Source organism: Granulicella sp. L46 (assembly GCF_009765785.1).
Taxonomy (GTDB): Bacteria; Acidobacteriota; Terriglobia; order Terriglobales; family Acidobacteriaceae; genus Granulicella.
In genome coordinates this window covers 659,924-683,896 of the sequence record NZ_LMUT01000012.1, presented here as the reverse complement: position 1 = coordinate 683,896, position 23,973 = coordinate 659,924, and the positions used below count along the sequence as shown (strand labels likewise).

Here is a 23,973-nt window from a genome sequence, read left to right as displayed (position 1 = left end):
TCTCCTTTATGGTCGCACGCATCCACCGGCGCACGGCGAACAAACGGCGGCTATCATCAACACAGAGCATGCCCGCCCTCACCCAGATCGACACCGACCAGAAGCTCCCCACCCTCCACGACTTCTTCCACCCCGGCGGCATCCTTGCGAACTCGTCCCTCGCTTTCGAGCACCGCGCCGGCCAGTACACCATGGCCAAGCAGATCGAGCAGTCTTTCGCGGACCACCGCCACCTCATCGTCGAAGCGGGCACCGGCACCGGCAAAACCCTCGCCTACCTACTTCCAGCTCTCCGCCGCGCCCGTGAGCACAAACAGCGCATCATCATCTCCACCGGCACCAAAAATCTCCAGGAGCAGCTCTTCTTCAAGGACATCCCCTTCCTCGAAACCCTCCTCGGCCCCCTCCGCGTCTGCTACATGAAGGGCCGCGCCAACTACATCTGCAAACAAAAGCTCTACGCCCTGCGCGACAACCCGCTACTCACCGGCCTCGAAGAAATCTCGCAGTTCCACTCCATCATCCAGTGGGAGCGTACCACCGAAACCGGTGACCGCGCCGAGGTCGAAGACCTCCCCGAGCACTCCTCGCTCTGGCACAAACTCGACGCCCGCAGCGAAGTCTGCCTCGGCCAGACCTGCCCCAACTGGGAGTCGTGCTTCATCACCTCGATGCGCCGCAAGGCCCTCGAATCCGACATCGTCATCGTCAACCACCACCTCTTCTTCGCCGACCTCTCCATCAAGCAGCAGGCCGCCGGCGCACCCGACGCCGGCATCCTCCCCGAAGCCGCCGCCGTCATCTTCGACGAAGCCCACGAGCTCGAAGACATCGCCAGCCAGTACTTCGGCATCGCTCTCTCCAACGCCCGCTTCGACGAACTAGCCCGCGACACCGAAACCATGCTCCGCGCCAAGGGCGTCACCACCTCTGCCATCGAGAGCGCCACGCAAACCATCCGTGAGCGCTCCAAGCTCTTCTTCGCCTCGCTCCCCGTCGGCTCCAGCGACCTCGGCCGTCTCGAATTCATCGACCGCGCCGACTTCCTTGAAGCCCGCGGCGACGCCTACCTCGGCGCCCTCAACTCCCTCCAACGCCTCGAAGGCGAGCTCGAGCGCCTCCGCGAAGTCGACGAAGCTGCTGGCCTCCGCAAGCGCGCCGCCGACATTCGCAATCACCTCAAATTCCTCCTCGAATCCACCGACCCCAACACCGTCTTCTGGATCGAACGCCGCGCCACCAGCGGCCTCCGCAACGCAGCAAGATCGGGCGCCGCAGCCTCAACTCCATTCGCCTTCAGCACCCATCTCCTCGCCACTCCCATCGATGTCTCCACCCTCCTCGCCGAGACCCTCTTCACCCACTACCCCAGCGTCATTCTCACCTCCGCCACGCTCGCCGTAGCCGCGCAGGACGGCACGCCCAGCTTCGAACACCTCAAGCGCCGCTTGGGCATCCCCTTCCCCAAAGAGCTCGTAGTCCCCAGCCACTTCGACTACGCCAAACAAGCGCTCCTCTACCTACCCCCCGGCATGCCGCCGCCCCGCGACCCCAACTTCCTCCCGCAGGCCGCAGAAAAAATCCGCCGCGTCCTCGAGATCACCCGCGGCCGCGCCTTCTGCCTCTTCACCAGCCATGCCCAAATGCGCGAGCTCCACGACCGCCTCCTCACCCAACTCCCCTACCCGCTGCTCATGCAAGGCTCCGCCCCCCGCCACATCCTCCTCCAACAATTCCGCGACACCCCGAACGCGGTCCTCTTCGGCACCAGCTCCTTCTGGCAGGGCATCGACGTCCAGGGCGAGCAACTCAGCTGCGTCATCATCGACAAGCTCCCCTTCGCCGTCCCCTCCGACCCCATCATGAAGGCCCGCACCGACGCAATCACCGCAGCCGGCGGCAACGCCTTCAACGACCTCCAGGTCCCGCAAGCCGTCATCGCCCTCAAGCAAGGCTTCGGCCGCCTCATCCGCTCGCTCTCCGACCGCGGCGTCCTCATGCTCCTCGACCCCCGCATCCGAACCACCCGCTACGGCGCCACCTTCCTCGACTCCCTCCCCCCCTACGCCCGCACCGACGACATCACCGAAGTAGAGCGCTTCTTCGAGCCCATCAAGACGCACGCACCGCGCCCCTAGTATCCTCAACTCAGCCGCATGGGACGCAATCTCTACATCCTCGCCGCCACACTAGGAGCCCTCTCGCTCCTATCCATCGCGCTGTCCTTCACCAACATCGCCCAGCAGCCCGGCTCCCCCGGCGACGCCTCTCTCTGGCGCATGACCAGCATCGCCCTCCTCTGCGTTGCCCTCGTCATTACCCTCCTCGGCGTACTCAGTTCGCTCTTCGAGCAGGCCGAGCGTCGCCACGACGTCGACCGTCAACACAAGCGCAGCAGCCGCCCCAAATAGCACTCTCCAATGCGAATCCCGGTAGAATGGGAAATGGCGCGAATTACCCGCCGATTGGAGCTTTCCCCACCATGTTCGAAGTCACGGTACAGGCCGGTTTCTCTTCAGGCCACTACCTCCGCAACTACCAAGGCAAGTGCGAAAACCCGCACGGCCATAACTACCGCGTGCTCGTCACGCTCATCGGCGAAACACTCGACGAAGCCGGCCTCCTCCTGGACTTCAAGCTTCTCAAGCAAGTCCTTCGCCCCACAGTCGAGTATCTGGACCACCAGATGATCAACGACCTCGAACCCTTTACCACCCTGAATCCATCGGCGGAAAACCTAGCGCGCTACTTCTTCCAGAAGACAGCAACACAGCTCCACGACATGACCAACGGCCGTGTCCGTGTCAAAGACTGCACCCTCTACGAAACCGACACCAGCTTCGCGCGCTACTACGAGCCAGAAGCAGGGAAGTAGCATGCACCTCATCGAGCTCTACAAATCAGTACAAGGCGAAAGCTCCTTCGCGGGCGTCCCCTGCATCTTCGTTCGCTTCGCCGGCTGCAACCTTCGCTGCGCCTGGTGCGACTCCGAGTACACCTTCACCGGCGGCCAACCCTTCACCGCCGACGAAATCATTGCGCAGATCGAAGCCCTCCAGCCCTGCCGCCTCATCGAATTCACCGGCGGCGAACCCATGCTCCAGGCCCGCGAACTTCTCCCCCTCATGGACCGCCTGCTAGCAAACAACTACACGCTCATGATCGAAACCAGCGGCGAACAGCCCCTCGCAGCCGTGCCCCGCGCCGTCCACAAAATCGTCGACGTAAAGTGTCCCGGCGCCGGAGCCGCCGCCAACACCTTCCGCCTCGAAAACCTCGACGCCCTCACCCCCAACGACGAAGTAAAATTCGTCCTCACCGACCGCGCCGACTACGAGTTCGCCCGCGACTTCATCCACACCCACAATCTAGCCGACCGCTGCGGCCAAATCCTCCTCTCTCCAGCCTTCCTCAAGAGCCCCACCGACCAGCGCTCCACCGATAACGCCGCCCTCGACCCTCGCCTCGTGGTCGAATGGATGCTGGCCGACGGCCTACCCGCCCGCCTCAGCCTCCAAATTCACAAGTACATCTGGGAACCCCGCAAAAAGGGCGTCTAGCGCAGCAACGGTCAGCCTTAAGATCGCAATCCTTTGACCATCTGCTTCAACGCCGCCCACCGCATTGCCAGACCCTTGCCGTGCATCGCCCGGATCATCCCGGCAAACTTCGGCGCGTCTTTATCGGTGGTCGCATCCAGATGAAGCATCACGCCTCCGCGCCGTATCAACACTGTCCTCACCGCTGTCATCTCCAGCAACCCCTCGACGCCCCGCGTTACTCCATAGCCGCTCGCACCGCGTCCGCCAAACGGCACGCGCGGATCAGCCGTCGGCGCGATGATGTCGTTAATCAACAGCGTCCCAGCATCCAGCATCTCTCCCAGCATGCGTGCCTTCTTCTCTTTGTCGCGCGCGCAAAAGATCGCCACCGTCAGCCCATACGAGCACTGCGCATACAGTGCAGGCACGTGCAGCATCGACTCTGCCTCAATCAACGAAAGCACCGGCGCGAAAATATCGCTGCGCGCAATCGCCATATCCGCCGTCGCGTGATCGACCAGCAAAGGCTTCTGCGCGTCCGGCGCGAACGTTCCCTGCACCTCTGCGCCTCCACCGGCAGCCTCATCCAGCATCGTCCGCAAACGCGTGGACGTGCCTGCATCCAGCGCAGCTCCTGGCACCTTTGCAAGCTCCGCATGCAGCAGCGGCCGCAATGCGGACATCGTCGTTGGCGTCGCAAACAACCTCCGCGGTGACATACACACCGAGCCGCCATTCAATCGCAGCCCGAACGCCACGGCTCTCGCAACCTGTTGAAGATCCGCTGTCGGTGTAACCACGATCGCGTCCGCGCCGGAAAGCTCGAGCACCGCTGGCGTTGTGGTCGCGGCCAGCTCCGCCAGCACGCCCTGACTCGTTTTCGTCGAACCGGTAAAGATAACTTTATCCGGCCTCGCTGCCAACGCCTCTCGCGCCGCTTCCACACTCTCATCCGTAACCGTGAGCGCGCTCGGAGGCAGGCCAGCCTCGATCAGCATCCGCGCCATCAGCTGCGCAACGGGGCCGCCGCCCAGGCCCGGCTTCCACGTCACTCGGTTTCCAGCAGCCAGCGCCTGCAACACCTGCGAACCCGGAATAAACAAAGGAAAATTTGACGGCCCAATCACCAGCACATGCCCCAACGCTACGCGATGAATCTCGGCGGCAACACCCGTCATCCACAACGGTCGTCCGCTCATACCGAGCCTTTGCGTCGCCAGGATTCTTCCAGCTTCGCGCTCCAGAAACTTGCATCCCGCCAACAGCGGCAACAACTCCGTTGCCAGCGTGTCCGCTTTTGTCCTCGCCAGCTGAGGAGAGATCGCTTCACTAAACTCTTCCGCGCGAGCTGCCATCAGGTGTCGTGCAGCACGCAATACCCGCAGCCGCGCCCTCAACGGCATGCTCGCCCACCGAGCCTGCTCAGCTGCCGGCGTTGCACCCGTCGTTATCCCGCAAACTCCCGACAGCAAAGGGCACGAGGCTCCCTCGACGCGTACGTTCTGTAGCTCTTCCGTCGCAGCCTTCACGACGCAACCTGCATCATGCCATCTTCCATCGCAAGCTCCAAAGACGTCGACCACCGCGGCCCGATATCCAGGTCTTCCAGCAGCAGTTCGGAGCTAATCCGCGCCGACTGAAAGATGACCGGCAAGTCCGAACCCGGGTGAGTTCCGCCGCTTGTCAAGTATATGCCGTCGACGTCCACGAACCGGTTTTGCGGCAATCCACCGCGCAAACTACGCTAAAGCATTCTTCGCACGATACTCCGCACCCGCTCAGCCACCAGGCCGTACACCAGGTGACTTGTGGCTTCGCTGCTCCGCTCCCGAAAGCTTTGCTCTTCCGCAGGCTCCGCCAACTCCATCGCCGGCAACGATGTCTCATGCGTGAGCGACATCAACGTCAACCCGAACGTTGCACCCTGCTTATCGGTCGCCGCGGGATAATACTCTGCCAGGGCGCCATACGCCGCTCCCACCGCCGCGCCAAATCCCCAATGGATGGCTGTGCCCGCGGCCGTCCTCGTCTTGCGGTCCAGATGATGTCCCGCAATCTTCTCCGCCAATGCCTCCGGCGGCTCCGGCTTTCCCTGCACACGCGGAGGAAACACAGCCTCAACGCACGACTTCGCCGCTGTGGCCACCAGCCCAGCTACCAATCCTGCTACCAGACCCTTTGCAAGGGAACGTCCTGCTTTCGTCTCGCTCACGCCGCTATCTCTCCTCAACGCAACCTACTCAAACCCGCAATGCCGCCCCTACAATCCCGCCGTGTCTTACCACCGCATCCATACGGAGTGCCTCATCAATGGCGCGATCGGCATGCCGTCTTTCCTCGCCCTCCTCCTCTTCCTCATCCTCGGGGGATTCAATCGCATCCTCCCCACTCTCCTCCTCCATCTCTTCCAGTTCCTCCTCTATTTCGATTCGCGAGTGCTTCCCGGGACCATGCACATCGACGGGCTCGGCTGTCCTGAGCACCTCAGCCTCGTCATCGTCCTCCTCATCGTCGAAGTCAACGTCGTCATCATCATCGTCGTCGTCTTCCTCCTCTTCCTCGTCCTCGCCGTCCTCCCCGTCGTCGTCTTCATCTTCTTCGCCTATGTCTTCCTCGTCCGCTTCCTCGTCTTCCTCTTCGCTGTCTTCCATATCGTCTGTGTCGCGCAGCTCAATATGGTCGCTGGAGGCATCAGCAGTCGGGTTCGATTCGACAAAGTTCGGATCGCTCTCAAACGTCGCAGTCGCATCATCGCCGATCAGCTCATGCAACTCAGCCTCGCTATCGGTTGCTATTGGAATCTTGTTCTCAGCCACGGGATATCTCCTTTGTCGATCCTGATCCGCCCGGATCGTTTCCTGCGCCGTTAGATGCTGGAAATGCAACCGCGCATACTCAAAACAAAGCGTCTTTGGCCGATTTCATTTTTTGCCCGGTGACCCACTCCAAGCGCGGCTCACCCTTCTTCAAAAGGCCGCAAGTGGCTCTCGCTAGGTGGTTCGGTAGCCAAACTCACAATGAACAGGCACAGCAGCGATCCAACCAGCGCCGGAAGAATCGCATCCCGAGCCGCCAGCACAGCCGGCAGGTGCGGCGTCAGCAAGTCCCAACCCACAGTGATCACGGTCCCGGCGGCGATACTCGCAACCGCCCCCTTCGCCGTCGCACGCCGCCAGAAAAATGCTGCCAGGATCACAGGCGTCAGCGCTGCCGAATAAATCGTATACGCATACAACGACTTCTTCAGCACCGACGTCGTCCCCAACGACTGGTACAGCGCCCAAGCCCCCAGCCCCACCACCGTCCCCCGGCTCACCAGCAGCACCACCCAATTCTTCGCGTCCGGTTTGATGTACCGCAGGAACACGTCGTTCACCAGGTTCGTCGCTGGCGAAAACAGATAATTATTCGCAGTGGACACCACCTTCGCAAAGATCGCCCCCACCAGCAGCGCGCCCAGCACGCTCAATGCCTTTGCGCCGATCCCCGCATTATCCATGTACTGGCCAAACGCATGCGTAGCCGTATACGCCAGGATCTCCCTCGGCCGCGCAGCCACCTCGCCCGTTCGATACAGTGCCGACCCCACCACCGCGATCGCCACAATAATTGTCTCCAAAATTACCGTGCCCACCAGCCATCCACTCACCGCGCGCGTCGCGTCCTTCTCCGACTTCGCCGAAAAAAACTTCTGATACATCGACTGGTTACCCAGCATCAGCAGGCAAGTCGGCAGAAACAACTCCATAGCCTGCACGCCCGATAGATCACCGAACCACTGAAAATGCGTAGCCGGCAATACCGCCCGCACGCCCGTCCAGCCGCCAGCCATATGCAGCAGCACCGGCAACGACGCAATCAGCGTACCCGTCGCCAGCAGCCCGATCACCACGTCCATATACGCGACCGAACCCATCCCCGCGATCATCGTGAACAGAATCACAAACCCAGCCAGGATCCACTGCCCATGCACCGCGGAAATCTGCGGGAAGATCAAATGCAGAATGTCGCCGCCGCCAATAAACTGATAGCTCGTAATCGCGGTATACGTAAACAGCACAGCGATCACACCCAGCACCCGCGCCGTCTGGTTATAGCGCGACTCCAGCAAATCCGGAATCGTGAACTGCGCAAACTTTCTCGCCCGCGGCGCAATAAAGTAAATCAGCAGCAACCCAGCCCATCCGCCGCCCGCCTGCCACAGTGCCGCGAACCCATGCTTATAAGCATTCTCCGCTCCCCCCAGCAGCGAACCCGATCCAATCCAGCTCGAAAGCAGCGTAAACACCAACACAAACGCCGGCAGCGAGCGCCCCGCAACCAGGTAGTCTGCCTTGGTCTTCACACTACCCAACCGGGCCAGCGACACACCAAGCAGCGTTACAACGATAAGGCCAAGAACAATTGCGTATAGGATCATGCGTGCCCAATTCTATCGGAGCCGGGGCCCCCGACGAGCGATCTTTGCTCGCTGGGGTGAAAGCCGGGGTCCCCGACGAGCGATCTTCGCTCGCTGGGGTGAAAGCCAAGGTCCCCGCACCCTTTTACCGTTCTCCCGCGTAAACTTATCCCACGAAGTACCTGCCTCAGGAGCTCACTACATGTCGTTGTTTCGCCTCATCCCCATGGCCGCCCTCTGCGCCGCCACCCTCTCTGCCAGCGCCCAATCCGCACCCATTACGCTCTCCGTCGACCTCACCGACGCTCCACGCAAGATCCTCCACGCCACCGAAATCATCCCCGTTCAGCCCGGCCCCCTCACCCTCGTCTATCCCGAGTGGATCCCCGGCGAGCACGGACCCACCGGCCCCATCATCAACCAGGCCGGCTTCATCATCTCTACTCCCACCGGCCAGCCGATCAAATGGGAGCGCGATCTCGTCGACATGTACAGCTACCACGTCAACGTCCCCGAGGGCGTCACGCAACTCAACATTAAGATGGACTTCCTCGCCACCGGCGGCGCCAACTTCACTGAAGGCGGCTCCACCAGCGCCAACCTCGCGCTCCTCAGCTGGAACACCCTCCTCGTCTACCCCCTCAACATCGACATCGAGCACACAAAAGCCTCGGACGTCATGATCACCCCCAGCATCACCATCCCTGATGGCTGGCACTTCGGCACCGCGCTCCAGCCCACAGACGGCGCCACCGAAGCCTCCGTTCACGCCTCCTTCCAGACCGTCTCCCTCGAGCAGCTCATCGACTCGCCAGTCCTCGCCGGCCGCTGGTTCCGCGAGATCGTTCTCGCCCCCGAAGTCTCTCCCAAGCACTACCTCGACCTCGCCGGCGACGGTCCTGAAGACCTCGCCCTCTCGCAGCAGCACATCGATCAGTTCTCCAAACTCGTTCGCGAAACCGGCGCGCTCTACCAGTCGCGCCACTACGGCTCCTACCACTTCCTCGTCACGCTCTCCGACCAGGTAGCCCACTTCGGCCTTGAACACCACCAGTCCTCCGACGACCGCGTTCCCGAAAAAACTTTCATCGACGAAGGCTCCTTCGCCGAAGAGGGCGACCTCCTCCCCCACGAGTTCACCCACTCCTGGAACGGAAAATATCGCCGCCCCGCAGGCCTCGCCACCCCCAACTACCAGGAGCCCATGAAGGGCAACCTCCTCTGGGTCTATGAAGGCCTCACCAACTATCTCGGCGACATCCTCGCCGCCCGCTCCGGCATCTGGAGCGCCGACACCTTCCGCGACCGCCTGGCCACCATCGTCGCCGACTTCAACGACGCGCGCCCCGGCCGCACCTGGCGCGATCTGCAGGACACCGCCACCGCCGCCCAGATCCTCTACAACGCCAGCGGCCCCTACGATAACTGGCGTCGCGACACCGACTACTACAGCGAAGGCGACCTCCTCTGGCTCGAGATCGACGAGACCATCCGCGAAAAGTCTCAGGGCAAGAAGAGCCTCAACAACTTCCTCGCCGCCTTCGAAGGCTTCGGCGGCAACACTCCACCTCGCGTCGCGCCCTACACCTTTGAGGACATCGTCTCCGGCCTCAACGCCGTCGTCCCCAACGACTGGGCCACCTTCCTCCGCACCCGCCTCGACTCCAACGAACTCCACGCCCCCGAGATCGCCGGCATCAACACCCTCTCCGGCTACCACCTCACCTACACCGACAAGCCCAACTACTGGTCCACGCTCAATGAAGGCGACGGTATCAGCGCAACCTACTCTCTCGGCCTCACCGCCGGCTCCACGGGCATGCTCGGCGACGTCATCATCAACAGTGTTGCCTACAAGGCGGGCCTGGCCCCCGGCTTCCAGATCATCGCCGTCAACGGCCGCGCCTACACCCCAGGCCTGCTCCGCGCAGCCATCGACGCAGCCAAGGGCAGTGGTCCCGCCATCAACCTCATCGTGGAGAACACCGGCTACTTCAAGACAATCTCCCTCGACTACCACGGCGGCGAACGCTATCCCCAGCTCGAACGCATAGAGAACACGCCCGACCGCCTCGACACCATCCTCGACCCTCTAACCAAATAACCAGCAAGTGATCCGGGTGCCCCAGGTCCGGATTCTCGGACCTGGGTTGCAGAACCGACTGCAAAGGCAGGGGTTCCCGAACCGCACAAACTCTGTCATCCTGAGCGTAGCCGAAGGACCCCGAAGGTTTCCGTTCACCACGATGGCTCGTCCCATTCCAACCGGGAAGCCCGTGCGACCATGAGACCCGACCGTTCACGCAAAGCCTTATCCCGTCGCAATCTTCGGCTCGGCATCCACGTCCTGCGGAATCGCGCCACTATCCTTCAATTTCTTCTCTGCCACCGCCGCCTGAATCTCACTGTTCACCTCCGCGCCCAGCAGCAGCATCAATCCCGTGATGTAAAACCACGTCAGCAGAATAATCACGCCGCCCAACGACCCGTACGTCAGCGAGAAATTGTCAAAGAAGTGCAGATAGACCCGCAGCCCCAGCGAACAAATCACCCATCCAACGAGACCAATCACCGCCCCCGGCGTCATCCAGTGCCAACGCTTCACCTTCAAATCCGGAGCGAAATAATAGATCATGCTGAACTGCAGCATCAGCAACGTACTCGCCACCGCCCACTGCAAAATGTGAATCACCATCGCCGTACTGAATGCCAGCCAGTGATGCCAGATCTTCACGTACATCAGCCGCGCAAACAGGTCTCCTCCGAGCAGCACCGCCAGGTTCGCCGTCACCATCACCGACAGCAACATCGTCACCAAAATCGCCTGCCCCCGCGCCTTCCAATACGGTCGAGACTCCCGGACCTTGTACACCGTGTTCATCCCGTCCTGGATCGCCGCAAACCCCACCGAAGCCGACCAGATCGCGGCCACCAGACCAATGGTGATCTTTCCCTTCGTCGCGTGTTCCGTCGTCTGATTGAATGTCTCGATCACCATCGTGTACGCCCCACCCGGCACTACCAGCGCAAGGTAGTGCAACAGCTTGTCAAAAATATGTTCCGCCTGCCGCGCCGCCAACCCCAGGATCGCGCTAGCGGAAACCAGCGTAGGAAACAGCGCGAACAGAAAGTAATACCCCATCTCCGCCGCCCGCGAAAGAAGGTCATCGCTCAGGATCGCCCGGAACGTCCGCTTCCACACCAACCCCGCGCTCGCCCCCTGAAAATCCCACATATCATGCAGCGGGGATCGCGCCACCAGGTCCCAGATCTGCTGAGCCAGCGGGTCAATCGCGGTTAGCCTGTGGTCAGTTGAACGCATGGAAGCATTTCCTTCGTCGCTCACTCAGATGCATCCAGTGCCTCCGGCGTTCAATGCGCCGGGTGCCCCATGTCCCTCGCACTTGGGGACATGGGATGCGGGTGCAAGTTGGAGTAGCTAAACCCTCCGCCCACCGCTCCGCATCTGGTACGCCATCGACTCCAACGCCCGCTCCGGATTGCCCTCCGGCACCTCCACGCCCATCTTCGCCGACATCTGCCTCACCATCTGGTATGCCACCGTCGCCCGCGTCTGCAGCGGCAAATCCAGCATTCTCGAGAAGAACGTCTCAATCACCATCAGGTCCTGCGCACTCAACCTCGCCACCGCGTCAGCAGGGAACATCGCGGTTACGGCCTGCCCCCACGGCAGCACCGTATCCTGTCCAAACGGCTGTTCACTAAACCCCACCGGGGCCACTAGCGTCGTGCTCGTCTGATAAAGCAGCGACGCCTCATCCAACCGCTCATGCACCACAATCGTTCCCGCCACCAAGTCACCCAGCCGCTGACTGCGCTTGTTGCAGAGCATCGTAATCAAGCCCACCAGGTAGAACCCCGGCAGATAATCCGCCACCCGCAGCAGGTTCCTCGCCAGCGCCTCAAACAACGTAATCTGCCGTCCCGAATCCTTGATCACCCGTATCTTCATCACCCGCTTGCCCGGCGTCTGTCCATGCCAGTAAGCCTCAAACAGCGCAAAATACCCCCACGCAACAGCGAAGTTGATAAAGACAATCAACGCGATAAACCATTTGACCGCGGCCCCCACCACGCCACCGTCACCCGACGATAGAGCGCTTGTTGCCCCCGCGAACGCTACCATCGACAGGATCTCAGCAAGGAAAAATGCACCGAGAATCAGCGAATCCAGCAGCACCGCAACAAACCGGCTGCCGATCCCCGCAACGCTGTACGCCAGCTCCACCTGCTCCGGCGTGTCGATATAATGCGTCTCAGCCCGCCCCGCAAACGTTTCATCCGTGAAGTTGCGTTGCTCGAAACTCGACATGATCGCGAACCTCTGAGTTTTCTCTCTACTCTCTACACTCTGCCCTTATGCTGACGAATCTCTGGATCGATACTCGCAAGAATAACTGGAACCGGCTCGACGCGCTCGTCCACCAGGTCGAATCCAACGGCGTCAAGTCGCTTCCCCCCGCCGACCTCCGCGATCTAGGCCTCCTCTACCGCCAGGCCGCCGCCGATCTCTCCGCCGTTCGCGCCGACCGTTCCTCGCAAGCCTTAGCCCAATACCTCAACCGCCTCGTCTCCCGAGCCCACAACTACGTCTACTCCGGCCGCCGCATCTCCTTCGCGAGCCTCTGGCAGTTCTTCGCCCACGGCTATCCACGCCTCTTGCGTCGCCTCTCCGGCTATCTTCTCGCCGCCATCTTAGTCAGCGTCGCCGCCGGCCTTCTCGGCGCCTTCATCGTCATGCTCCGTCCAGACTTCGGCGTCATGTTCCTCGGCGCCGACAAGGTAGCCAACCTCGACCATCAGAAGATGTGGACCGACAGCGTCCTCAGCGTCAAACCACAGGCCGCCTCCGGCATCATGACCAACAACATCACCGTCTGCTTCCTAACCTTCGCCGGCGGAATCACTGCAGGCCTCTTCACCCTCTACTCCCTCTTCAACAACGGCCTAATGCTAGGCGCCATCGCAGTAGTCTGCCGCCAGCACCACATGGCCCTCAGTCTCTGGAGCTTTGTAGCGGCCCACGGCGCCCTCGAGATCCCCAGCATCATGATCTCCGGAGCCGCCGGCCTCCGCCTCGCCGCCGGCATCCTCTTCCCCGGAATGCTCAACCGCCGCGCCGCCCTGGCCCGAGCCGGCCTAGAAGCCGTCCAGCTAGTCTCCGCCACCATCCCCCTGCTCATCGTCGCCGGAACACTAGAAGCCTTCCTCTCCCCAACCCACGCCCCCATAGCCCTGAAGTTCGCAGTAGGCGCCGCCCTCCTAACCGCCCTAACCCTCTGGCTAACCGAAGGCGGCCGCAAGTCAATCGCAACTAAGAACTAAGAACTAAGAACTAAGAACTAAGAACTAAGAACTAAGAACTAAGAACTAAGAACTAAGAACTAAGAACTAAGAACTAAGAACTAAGAACTAAGAACCTCTCTACAGCAGCCCCTCAGCCTTCACCTCAAGATACTTACTCACCGCCCGCATCCCCACCTCCGCTGCAGTTGTCTCCACAATCAAGACCCCCTGCCTCTCCAGCTGCGCCACCGTCTCGCGCCGCCGCTCCAGCATCTCCTGCGCCGCTGCCGTCTGAAACATCTCATCCTTAGTCTTAGGCTCCCGCGCCGCCAACTCCTCCAGCTCCGGATGCTTCAACAGCACCAGCACCACCAGATGCCTCCGCACGAGCTCACTAGCCGCAACTACCAACTCCGGCTTCCCCACACTATCCATCAACTCCGTAATCCAGACAATCAACCCGCGTCGCCGCTGCGCCGTCTTCAGCCGAGCCACCGCATTCAGATGATCCGCCTCCGCAGCCTCTGACCGCGTCTGACTCAACAAATCAATCAGCAGCCGCACATGCGCCGCGCCGTTACCAGGAGGTAGCAACTGCTGCACCTCCCGCCCATACGTCAGCATCGCAAACTTATCGCCCGACCCCTGGATCACCTGCGCCAACATCGTCGCCGCGGTCGCCGCCTGGTCCAACTGCGTCACCGTCAGCACATGCGCGGCCTCACGCTCAGCGCTGGTCTCGGCAAAACTTTCTACCCCACCCCGCCGCAATTCAAACGCCGTTCGCGACAGCCGACCCGCATCCAGCATCATCCAAACCTGCTGCGACCGCTCCACCGTAAACTGCCGCGTCACCAACCTCCCGCGCCGTGCCGTAGCCGTCCACGAAATCTTCCGCAGCTCATCCCCCGGCTGATAATCCCGCAGACTCTCAAACTCCCGACCTACCCCGCGCAAACGCAATTTGCGTTTCTCCAACTCGATCTGCCGCGCCCGCAGCAAATAAAACTGCGTCTTCTCCCGACTATCCTCATGAGCCGGAAACACCCGCACCCGCTGCCGCCGCGCCGCATCTTCGGAATTCGTCGCCGCAACCACCGGCTCCGCAGCAGCCCACCGATCCACTAATCTGAACGCGCCGCGATACCGCAAATACACCCGCCCCAACCCAAAGTCCCCACGCTCCCGCGGATAAATCGTCGACAAACTCACCGCATCCTCACGAGGAAACGCCTCAACCCGCTGCACCCCCGGCATCGCCACCAGCGCCGAATGCAGATCATCCACCATCCGCACATCCAGCACCGCATCCGCATCAACCCGCACCGCCAGCTCGACCCGAGTAGCCAACCCCAACTGCGGCGAATCCAAAAAAGCCCGCGTCACCAAAAACTGTTCAGGGCGGGGAAGCAGCACCGCATCCACCACCACCAGCAGCGCTACCAACCCATCCCACCCCAGCATGAAATAAATCTGTCGCGCATGAAAGAACGCCGGCACCGCCATCATCAATCCCGCAGCAAACAGCCCCAGCGCCAGCGGCGTAAGCCCAAACCCCACCACCCGCCCAGCCCTTCCCACCGGCTTAGCCCTCGCACTAGCGGATTGTGGAATCAATGTCTGCATAGATCGAACATTTCGTGCCTGGAGTAAGAGCTATCAGCACGTTTCTCTACGCTCTATCCTCTATCCCCTATCCCCTGCTTTACTTCGGCACCTGCGTAGCCGCCAGCACATCCCGCACCACGCGATCCGTATCCAGCCCTTCCAACTCCGCCTCCGGCCGCAACACCAACCGATGCCGCAGCACCGGCAGCGCCGCCTCCTTCACATCATCAGGAATCACAAAGTCCCGCTGCTCGCGCGCTGCAAATGCCTTCGCCACCAACAACAACCCAGTACTCGCTCGAGGACTAGCCCCCAGCGCAATCGTCGGCCAAGCCCGCGTCCTCCGAACCACCGCCAACAAATAATCAAAAATCGCCGGCTCAACGCGAACAGCGCGCACCTCTCTCCGCGCGGCCGCCAGCAACTCAAACGGAACCGCCTCAATCGCCGTCTCCGCCAACCCCGCACCAGACCCGTTACCGAGCCCAACCGCATGATGCCGCTCCAGCACCAGCCGCTCCTCCGCCACATCCGGATACTCCATCTTGATCTTCAACAGAAACCGATCCAGCTGCGCCTCCGGCAGCGGATACGTCCCCTCAAACTCCACCGGATTCTGCGTAGCGAACACCGTAAAGAAATCATCCAACACATGCCGCTCGCCATCCGCCGTCACCTGCCGCTCTTCCATCGACTCCAGCAGCGCAGCCTGCGTCCTTGGCGGCATCCGATTAATCTCATCCGTCAGCAGAAACTGCGTGAACACCGGTCCCTTGTGAAAGCTGAACTCGCCCGTCTTCGGCGAGAACACGCTCGTCCCCAAAATATCCGCCGGCATCATGTCCGGAGTCCCCGACACGCGCCGAAACTCCAGCCCCAGAAACCTCGCCAGCGTCTTCACCGCGAGCGTCTTCGCCACGCCCGGCACGCCCTCAATCAGCGCATGTCCGCCACAAAGCATCGTCAGCAGCGCCTGCGCAATCACCTCCTTCTGCCCGGCAATCACGCGCCCAATCTGCTCCTGCCCTTGCGCAAACAACTCGTTCGCCGCCGCCACACCCAAACTCTCTTCGCTCACACACTCTCCTCGCTTAACGCTCTCTCTACTCTCTACGCTCTACTCTCTACTGTCTGACGCGCCGCCAGGCGCGTCCGCACCCTCTTCGCATCCTCGCTCAACGCGCGCACCAGCGCCAGCGCACTCCGCATCGCGATCACCTCATGCTCCGCTCGCTTCGCCTCCTGCAGATGCTCACTCACCAGCGACCAATCCCCACCCAGTCGAACTCGCAGCGCCTCAGCGATCGCGTCAGGCCCTTCCTCAATCGTCCCCTGCGCGACGCCAGCCTCACGCGTCAACACGCGCAGCAGCCTGCGCCTCGCCGCTTCCGTCGCCGCACTACTAGCCGCCGCCTTCTCGTACAAATCCCCCATCGACGTAGCAAACTCCACTGGCGAACTCCGCGGCAACCGCAACGGCGACCGCAACGGCCCGCGCCTCCTACTGAAGCTCACCACTAGCAGCACAAACAGCAGCGCAGCCTGCAGCATCAGCCACTTCAGCGGCAGCCCCTTCGCCGCATCCCAAATCGTCTTCACCGCCCCATGCAGCGACTCGTCGAACACCACGTCCTTCCCCTCACCAACCGTCGCCAGCAACAGTCGCAGATCCGCATCGTTCTTCAACTCGTCATTCTCCAGCGGCCCCGCCGACGCCCACCAGATCGCCTCTCCCTTACCCACCGCATACCGCACCACCGCAGCCTCATCCCCGCATCGCTGCTCCACCTCAAACTTAGCGGCGTCGTCAGACCACTGCGCCCTTTCCGCCATCTCCACGCTCCCCACCCGCGCCATCTCACCAGCTCCCTCCGGCGTCGTGTGGCATAGCGGAGGCTGCACCATTCCCGGCGCCTTGCTCTCGCCACCCGGCAACAACGCTGCCCCACTCGGCCCAGTCGTCAGCACACGTCCACCGCGGTTCAGAAACCGCTCCAACTCCTTCCGAAGCCGCGGCAGCTCCGTCTGGTCGTACTCCGGCGCCGCCAGCACCAGCGTGGTGCGCGCCGCTTGTGCATCGTCCATCCCGTCGTTGAACTCCGCCAGCGGTTGGTTACCCTGCGACGTCGTCCGCCCCAGCCGCTGCAGCACCACGAACGCCGCCTTCGCTCCCTGGGGTCCAGTGTTCGTAGTTGTTGGTCGAGGATCCTCCGGGCTCTGCGCCGGCCGCACCACCGCCATCACCACAATCAACGCCAACATCACGCCGCACACGCCCCATAGCAATTTCCGGTCGCTCACCCCCGAGCGCTTGCCAGCGACAATGCTCAAGCCACACCGCCTTCCCCAACCGCCGCGCCTGAACGCCCCTCATCCATACCACCCGCTCGCTCGATCGTCCCGGAAGCCAGCGCCTCATACATCCCCCGCGCCTCGGCATACTCCTCCGCGCGTCCTTCGCGCAGCCCGTACCACACGCGCTCAAACATCCGAGTCAGCTCGCGCAGACTCCGTTGCTGTGCCGACCCCGGCTTCAGCAGCCGCACATACTCCCTCGGCGTCCGCGTCGGATTATGCCGCCACGCCCGCCGCGATTCCAGCGAAACAATCGCTGCCCAATACAAGCAATGCACCGCCTCGCGCCACTCGCCGCCGCTGGCGAACTCCTCCGCCTGCTTCGCCCAGTCAGTAGCCTCGCGATCCCAAGCTGTCTTCGCCATCGCTGCTCCGGCCAGCGAAATCCGCAGCCGTTGCCGCTGCAAGTTACGCAGCACCAGGAACACCAATCCCGCCGCCGCGGAAAGACACAGCGTCCAGATCACCACCGGCCCCAGCCACGGAGCCGCCGCCCCCGCCCGCGCAATCCCACTCAGCATCCGCGCCAGCCACGCATAGAAGAATCCCATCACGCGGTCCCACCACGTCACAGTGGTCTTCCGCTGAAACTCCGGCTGCGCCAACACCGCATCCGCCGCCGCCCGCGCCCGCCCAAACTCCTTCTGGCCCATTGGCCCGCCGACCGGCGCGTCCTCCGCAGACCCCAACTCACCTTCCATCCGCGTCAACCGTGCAGCCGAATCCCGCAGCAACTCCCCACGCTTGCCCGCCTCCACATCCTTGCTTTTATCGAGCGCATCCCGCAGCCAGTCCCAATGCACCTCATAGCCGCCCTGCTTAGGATCGCCAACCCGCAGATCATCCCCCACTGCCGTCGACGCGCAAGCCGACCCACCCTTCGCCGCGCATCCCGCAACCACCCCCTGCAGTCGCACAACCACCCCGCGCACCTCCGCTGGCGACGCGCTCTTCAGCGCCCCCCACGCCGGCAGCGCCGCAGCGACCAGCATCACCGCACTGATCGTCGTTAGCAGACTAGGGCAGCGTCTCATCACCCGTCCGCGGACTTGACGTCTCATCCATCGGTGCACCCGAGATCGGTCCCGCAGCGATAGCCTCAATCGAAGCAGGCGGCATGGACATCGGCATCGTCTGCGCCGGCGCCCACATCCCCGCAGCCGCCACCGGCGAACTCTCCGGCCCGAGCAGCATCACAAGGTCGAACGCCTCCTTGCGCACCCTCTGATCGAAGTACAACAGCGACAGGCCAATCATCAGCACCGGCTGTACCAACGCATGGCCGACAAATCCCACCAGCAGCATCACAATCTCCGTCGCAACCGCCTTCCCACCGCGCGCAATCGTGAACATCACAAATAACATCAGCGGCATCTGCAGCAGGCTCGCCGCATAATTCAACGCGCCAGCCAGCAACAGCAGCACGAACACCCTCCCCTTCGCTCCAGCCGTCAGCACCTTGCTGCGCGCCATGGATGCCCGCACCGTCAGCCCTTCAATCACGGTCGCCTGGACCCCCAGCGAATTCCTCAGCCACAGAATTACGCCCACCGGAACCCCGCCCGCAATCCCCAGAAAAATCAGCACCCCTCCCAGTATCTTCAGCCCAGGAATCTTCGTTGCCAACAAAATCGCGCCCGCGATTAACGCAATCCCCGGTATCCACATCATGCTGCCTGCCTGCCATATCCCAATCCCGAGATACCGGTACCACCGCCCAATCGTCGCCCGCAAGGACTCCCCGATCGTCGTCGCCTTTCCCAGGTACACCTCACTCAGCGCAAACACCGTCGCCGCCTGCGTCACCACGAATACCAGCAGGTACAGCAGGCTTACTCCGAGGATCGCCAATGCCATGCCCATCCCGATCCCCGTCAGGTAATTCGGCGGGAAAGGAGTCGCAGGAATTGCCGTCCGCGTTCTCGCGCCATCGAACGCCCCCGCCATCTTCGCCAGGTGCATAGGCGCAAGCTGCGCCGCGCTGATCACCGTCTGCAGCAGCGCCGAAATCGCCCCGATCCCCGCAAACAACCAGAACCGCGACCGGTACACCGAAAACGTCCGATCCAGCAGCTCGCCCAGCGAGAGCGGTCGAAGCGCATAGGCAGCTGCCTGCGCCGAACCCCCATACACCGCCGCGCCCCCCGGCGCATGAAATGTCTCTGGCGACTCCCAACTCTGTGGCGTCATCTTCCCATTCTCCTCTGCACCCGCAGGCCATCCTCCGCCCACGCCGCCAGACTTCTCTCTGCACCGATTTGGGGAAGAATAGCACTAACCGCAAGCCGCCCATGCGCCAGCCGCTGATGCGCTTCACACGATCGTTAATATTGCGCAGCTATAATCCGGCTCAAGAACGAAACGCTCCACAACTCTCTTTCTCCGAGAAGCTAGACAACCTTCGCCTCGAGCAATTCATCGAGCCGCCTGTTTTCCACTGCGCGTCATCATTCAACACGCGCTCCACTTGAGACGTATCCACTATGGTTCTTTCCCGCAGACCACTTCCTCATGCATGGTGGAAACACCCGTTTCTGCTCGGGACTGTTTACCTTCCACGCTCAATGGGCTGTAACCTCCCGAGTTATTTATGGATTGCAGGTTTTGAGATGGTATTCTTGGCGCGTTACCTCAATTTTTACCCGACTGTTTCGTCTGCGGAAATTGTGCGGAGTTGTTGAATCTATTATGGGTAGCAGATTGGCCATCGTCCGGTTTGGGGAGCACGCGCCCACTCCCCCCGACCCCAACCTTCTACTGATCCGGGGAACCCGCTTGTTCTGTGCTCTGTCGGCCCTTGTTGGAGGAATGATGACTGTCTCGCTGCGCGAAGCTCACTCGAGCAAGCACCGATTCTCGCTCGCGGCAGTACGCTCCACTCTTCTGCTGATGCTGTTCGCCCTCTTCGGCGCTTCGTCCGCATTCGCCCAGGGCCTCTCGCCGAACAACGCCATCCAGTTCGGCAATGTCAATGTCGGTAGCACCGGCGACTTTACCCAGCAGTTCATCGGCCCCCCAGGGGGCGTCTCCGTTCAGGGCGTCGCGGCGGTCACCTACGGCGCTTCCGGCGAGGACTTCAGTGTCATCTCTTCCACCTGCACCGGAACCATCACCTACCCCAACACCTGCACCGTCAACCTCGCCTTCAAACCTAAGCAGATTGGCCTTCGCTTAGGCGCCCTCGTGATTACCAATACCTCGAACGTCGTCATCAACACGATCTATCTCTCGGGCGTCGGAATTGGCCCGCAGTTTACTTTCTCGCCCGCTACGGCGGTCCCCGTTAACAGCGCCACCACGCTCACCCCAGCCTCCTTTACCGCAGGCGCTGTCACCCAGGACGGCCTCGGCAATGTCTTCTTCACCGACGTACTGCATGGCCGCATCCTGGAACGCTCCGCTACAGGCGTCTATTCTGACTTGTTCTCCCTGCCCGTCTCCAATACCTCGGGGATTGCCATTGACGGCGACGGAAACCTCTTTGTTTCCTCCGGTAATTCTGTCTATACCGTCGCGCTTAGCTCCACCCCTCCCTACACCCCCACGGCTCTCGTTATTTCCAACGTCACGCTGTCGACGCCCACCGGCCTCGCCGTCGATCTCATCGGTGATCTCTACATCGCCGACTCAACCAACAACAAAATCTACCAGCTACCTCCGAGTGCCACCACGGCCACTACCTTGACCTTTACCGGACCGGGCGCATCGCTCTTGGGCCCCACCGGTCTCGCCGTCGCCTCCATTAGCACGATTTATCCGAGTACCAATCTCTACATCGCCGACTCCGGCAATAAGCGCATCCTCGCGAACTCGCTCGGCTCCACAGCTACCACCGACGTCAGCCCCACCAGCATCACCTTAAGCAACCCTACCGGCGTCGGCGTCGATGCTGCAGGCACCCTCTACATTGCGAACACCGGCGACCACCAGATCGTCGAGGCCACTGCCTCAGGCGACCAGTTTGTTCTCACGACCAACAACGTCCCGCCGTTCAACCTCGATACCCCCGCCGGCATCCTCGTCGAAGGCGACGGCGACCTGCTCGTCAGCGACACCACCCTCGGCCTGGTCACCTTCGTCCGTACCACCGCCAACGTCAACTGGCCAACCCCGACCCTGGTCGGCAGCCTCGATACCACCGACGATCCCGAGACCCTCACCGTGCAGGGAACCGGCAACATCGCCAGCTCCCTGAACGCCAACGACCCGAGCTTCACCGGCACCAACCCCACCGCCTTCCTTCTCGCTCCGACGGGCAGCACCTGCCCCACACTTACCGGCGGCACCTTCAGCATCGGTGAGGTCTGCACCTACGACCTCAACTTCCAGCCCACAGTCGTAGGCCCCAATCTCGCCAACCTCGTGTTGACCACCACCGCGGCCGGCGGCCTGACCTCCAGCAACACCGCCTCGCTCAAGGGCATCGGCGTCACCACCCTCACCCACTTCTCCCTCGTTGCCATCAGCGTCCCGCCCACCACGCCGACCACGGTCAACCTCGGTGGCTCCGTCGAACTCGTCCTCACCGCCCTCAACTCCGACAACACCGTCGCCAAGGACTACAGCGGCGCCATCACCTTCACCACCACCGACGCCAACGGCATCTACCAGGGCGGCACCGGTGCCGGCACCAACACCAGCGTCTACACCATGACCCTGGCCGACAATGGCGTGCTCACCATCCCCGTCGCCTCTGGTCTGCAACTCAATCAGTACGGTATCTGGACAGCCACCGCAGTAGCCGATCCCGCCACCGTCCCCGCAGGCGCCAATGGCACCGCCATCAGCAATCAGATCTTTGTCATCGAGCCCGCGACCTTCAAGCTCACCAGTTCGGTCAACCCCTCGCTCGTCAACCAGACCACCGTCTTTACCCTTACCATCACCACCACGGGCACCATCACTCCCGGCGGCACAGTCGACTTCTTCAACGGCACCACCCTCATCGGCACCGCGACCGTAACCGGCACAGGCAAAATCGGCACTGCCAGCATCAACGACAGCTTCCCAACCCCCGATTCCTATCCCATCAAGGCCGTCTACACCCCCAGCACCTTGACGCAGCCTGGCACCGCCACCCTCACCCAGGTTGTCGGCAACGCCACCTCTATCGCGCTGACCAGTTCCATCAACCCGTCGCTGGTCGGCCAGTCCACCAACCTCACCGCGACCATCATGTCGAATCCCGTATTCGGGGCGGTCACCGGCAGTGTCCAGTTCTTTGACGGCGCCACCTCCCTCGGCACGGTCGTCGTCAGCGGCTCGTCCGCCACGCTGCCCGTCAGCTTCTCCACCGCCGGCAACCACACGCTCACGGCGGTCTTCACCAGCACCAACCCCGACCTCACCAACGCCACCTCCGGCCCCTACATCCAGCACGTACTCAACATCGCGACCCTCCTCCTCACCAGCTCCGTCAATCCCTCGACGCCCGGCCAGTCCACCACGCTCACCGCCACGCTCTCCACCCTCACCACCAACCCCGGCGGCACCATCAAGTTCTACGACGGCACCACCCTCATCGGCACCGTAACCCTTCCCGCCAACTCCATCTCCGTCTCATTCACGACGCCGGGCAACCACATCCTCACCGCCGTCTACTCCGGCGACTCGAACACCGAGACCATCACGTCCCCACCCCTGACCCAGGTCGTTCTCTACGCCACCACCGCCACGCTCACCAGCTCGGTCAACCCCGTGGACGTCAACGCCAACACCACGCTCACCGCGACCGTGAAGTCCAGTAGCGGCACCCCCACTGGCACCGTCACCTTCAAGAGCAACGGCGTCGCCATCGGCACAGGAACCCTCAGCGGCGGCGTCGCCACCCTGGTCACCAGCTTCAAGCTCCCCGGGACCTACACCCTCGTCGCTGTCTATGGCGGCGACCCCAACAATCAGGGCGCGACCACCAACACTGTCCTCGAGACCGTGATCAACGTCGTCAACATCGCGCTCACCAGTTCGGTCAACCCAGTCTTCCTCGACAATCCCACCGTCCTCACTGCGACCCTCACCACCGCTTCCGCCGGCCCCGCTCCCACCGGCACCGTCAACTTCTTTGACGGCGCCACACCCATCGGCTCTGGCACCATCGTCAACGGCATGGTCAGCATCACCGCCAGCTTCGTGTACGCCGGACCTCACTCCATCACCGCAGTCTTCGCCGGCGACGCGCAAAACGCCCCCGCGACCTCGCCTGCCTTCACCCAAACCGTCGCTGACTTCTCGCTCACCGTCGCCACCGGAGGCTCCAGCTCTGCCTCCACCATAGCCGGCGGCACCGCGAACTATGCTCTCGTCGTCACGCCGCTAATCACCAGCACCTTCCCCGGCCCCATCACCCTCACCTTCTCCGGCCTTCCCGCGACGGTTGCCGGAACCATCACCCCCACAACCATTTCCGCCGGCTCCGGCACCACGCCAGTAGCCTTCGCGGCCACCGCGGCGAACCTCCTCGCTACCCAGGCGCAACTACACCGCCCGCCCGTCCATCGCTCGCCCATGCGTTACGCGCCGATCACCTTCGCACTCCTGGCGCTTCCACTCGCATGGTTCCGTCGCCGCAAGCGCTTCGCCTCACTCCTCGCCTCGGTCCTTCTTCTTTTCGCGATCACGGCAGGTGTCTCCGGCTGCGCTGGCCCCGCCAACACCGGGTACTACGGCGAAACTCCGAATACGTATAACCTGACAGTAACCGCTACGTCCGGCAATCTCTCTCGGTCCGTCTACCTCACGCTCACCGTCCAGTAACCAGGAGCA

At 62.2% G+C, this 23,973-nt stretch carries 19 protein-coding genes; 7 read left to right on the top strand and 12 right to left on the bottom strand.

Going from position 1 to position 23,973, the window contains the following annotated elements; genetic code table 11:
* Window positions 1–68 precede the first annotated feature (68 nt).
* From GSQ80_RS12255 to GSQ80_RS12240, 4 genes are all read left to right on the top strand, one after another.
* Window positions 69–2,138, top strand: coding sequence for an ATP-dependent DNA helicase (locus GSQ80_RS12255; RefSeq protein ID WP_158787905.1), 2,070 nt, complete (start codon window positions 69–71; stop codon window positions 2,136–2,138).
* Between the two features lie 18 nt (window positions 2,139–2,156).
* On the top strand, window positions 2,157–2,411 hold the full coding sequence (locus GSQ80_RS12250; RefSeq protein WP_158787904.1) for a hypothetical protein: 255 nt from the start codon (window positions 2,157–2,159) through the stop codon (window positions 2,409–2,411).
* 71 nt (window positions 2,412–2,482) lie between these two features.
* Window positions 2,483–2,875: a 6-carboxytetrahydropterin synthase QueD gene (gene queD, locus GSQ80_RS12245; RefSeq protein ID WP_158787903.1), complete on the top strand. Its 393-nt coding sequence runs from the start codon at window positions 2,483–2,485 to the stop codon at window positions 2,873–2,875.
* Between the two features lies 1 nt (window position 2,876).
* On the top strand, window positions 2,877–3,560 hold the full coding sequence (locus GSQ80_RS12240; RefSeq protein ID WP_158787902.1) for a radical SAM protein: 684 nt from the start codon (window positions 2,877–2,879) through the stop codon (window positions 3,558–3,560).
* A 17-nt stretch (window positions 3,561–3,577) separates the two neighbouring features.
* On the opposite strand, the gene GSQ80_RS12235 is transcribed toward GSQ80_RS12240, so the two are convergent.
* From GSQ80_RS12235 to GSQ80_RS12215, 5 genes are all read right to left on the bottom strand, one after another.
* Window positions 3,578–5,071, bottom strand: a complete 1,494-nt coding sequence (locus GSQ80_RS12235; protein WP_158787901.1) for an aldehyde dehydrogenase family protein — start codon at window positions 5,069–5,071, stop codon at window positions 3,578–3,580.
* Window positions 5,068–5,280, bottom strand: a complete 213-nt coding sequence (locus tag GSQ80_RS12230; RefSeq protein ID WP_158787900.1) for a hypothetical protein — start codon at window positions 5,278–5,280, stop codon at window positions 5,068–5,070. Before GSQ80_RS12230 ends, GSQ80_RS12235 begins: the two co-directional genes overlap by 4 nt.
* A 6-nt stretch (window positions 5,281–5,286) precedes the next feature.
* The gene (locus tag GSQ80_RS12225) at window positions 5,287–5,754 is read right to left on the bottom strand and encodes a DUF1440 domain-containing protein (RefSeq protein ID WP_158787899.1); all 468 of its coding nucleotides are present in this window, start codon (window positions 5,752–5,754) and stop codon (window positions 5,287–5,289) included.
* A 28-nt stretch (window positions 5,755–5,782) separates the two neighbouring features.
* Window positions 5,783–6,358 (bottom strand): hypothetical protein, encoded by a 576-nt coding sequence (locus GSQ80_RS12220; protein WP_158787898.1) that lies wholly within the window; start codon window positions 6,356–6,358, stop codon window positions 5,783–5,785.
* Window positions 6,359–6,498: 140 nt separating this feature from the next.
* A complete protein-coding gene (locus GSQ80_RS12215; RefSeq protein WP_158787897.1) occupies window positions 6,499–7,962 on the bottom strand; it encodes a sodium:solute symporter in 1,464 nt (487 codons plus the stop codon).
* Window positions 7,963–8,143: 181 nt separating this feature from the next.
* Here GSQ80_RS12215 and GSQ80_RS12210 point away from each other — a divergent pair, with 181 nt between their 5' ends.
* Window positions 8,144–10,045 (top strand): M61 family metallopeptidase, encoded by a 1,902-nt coding sequence (locus GSQ80_RS12210; RefSeq protein WP_158787896.1) that lies wholly within the window; start codon window positions 8,144–8,146, stop codon window positions 10,043–10,045.
* 207 nt (window positions 10,046–10,252) lie between these two features.
* On the opposite strand, the gene GSQ80_RS12205 is transcribed toward GSQ80_RS12210, so the two are convergent.
* Both GSQ80_RS12205 and GSQ80_RS12200 read right to left on the bottom strand, forming a co-directional pair.
* Window positions 10,253–11,263 carry a YihY/virulence factor BrkB family protein gene (locus GSQ80_RS12205; RefSeq protein ID WP_158787895.1) on the bottom strand — a complete coding sequence of 337 codons (1,011 nt, stop codon included), beginning with the start codon at window positions 11,261–11,263 and terminating at the stop codon, window positions 10,253–10,255.
* Window positions 11,264–11,380: 117 nt separating this feature from the next.
* Entirely contained in the window at window positions 11,381–12,274 is an 894-nt protein-coding gene (locus GSQ80_RS12200) for an RDD family protein (RefSeq protein WP_158787894.1), read from the bottom strand.
* Window positions 12,275–12,321: 47 nt separating this feature from the next.
* Between GSQ80_RS12200 and GSQ80_RS12195 the strand changes: the two genes are divergently transcribed.
* Window positions 12,322–13,287, top strand: coding sequence for a stage II sporulation protein M (locus GSQ80_RS12195; RefSeq protein ID WP_158787893.1), 966 nt, complete (start codon window positions 12,322–12,324; stop codon window positions 13,285–13,287).
* A gap of 99 nt (window positions 13,288–13,386) precedes the next feature.
* On the opposite strand, the gene GSQ80_RS12190 is transcribed toward GSQ80_RS12195, so the two are convergent.
* From GSQ80_RS12190 to GSQ80_RS12170, 5 genes are all read right to left on the bottom strand, one after another.
* On the bottom strand, window positions 13,387–14,874 hold the full coding sequence (locus GSQ80_RS12190) for a DUF58 domain-containing protein (protein WP_158787892.1): 1,488 nt from the start codon (window positions 14,872–14,874) through the stop codon (window positions 13,387–13,389).
* Between the two features lie 79 nt (window positions 14,875–14,953).
* Window positions 14,954–15,934, bottom strand: a complete 981-nt coding sequence (locus GSQ80_RS12185; RefSeq protein WP_174241337.1) for a MoxR family ATPase — start codon at window positions 15,932–15,934, stop codon at window positions 14,954–14,956.
* Window positions 15,935–15,966: 32 nt separating this feature from the next.
* Entirely contained in the window at window positions 15,967–17,187 is a 1,221-nt protein-coding gene (locus tag GSQ80_RS12180) for a DUF4350 domain-containing protein (protein ID WP_158787891.1), read from the bottom strand.
* A complete protein-coding gene (locus GSQ80_RS12175; protein ID WP_158787890.1) occupies window positions 17,184–18,245 on the bottom strand; it encodes a DUF4129 domain-containing protein in 1,062 nt (353 codons plus the stop codon). The genes GSQ80_RS12180 and GSQ80_RS12175 overlap by 4 nt, the downstream gene beginning before the upstream one ends.
* On the bottom strand, window positions 18,229–19,401 hold the full coding sequence (locus GSQ80_RS12170) for a hypothetical protein (RefSeq protein ID WP_158787889.1): 1,173 nt from the start codon (window positions 19,399–19,401) through the stop codon (window positions 18,229–18,231). Before GSQ80_RS12170 ends, GSQ80_RS12175 begins: the two co-directional genes overlap by 17 nt.
* 618 nt (window positions 19,402–20,019) lie before the next feature.
* Between GSQ80_RS12170 and GSQ80_RS23755 the strand changes: the two genes are divergently transcribed.
* Window positions 20,020–23,964, top strand: a complete 3,945-nt coding sequence (locus GSQ80_RS23755; RefSeq protein ID WP_158787888.1) for an Ig-like domain repeat protein — start codon at window positions 20,020–20,022, stop codon at window positions 23,962–23,964.
* The last annotated feature ends 9 nt before the right edge of the window (window positions 23,965–23,973 follow it).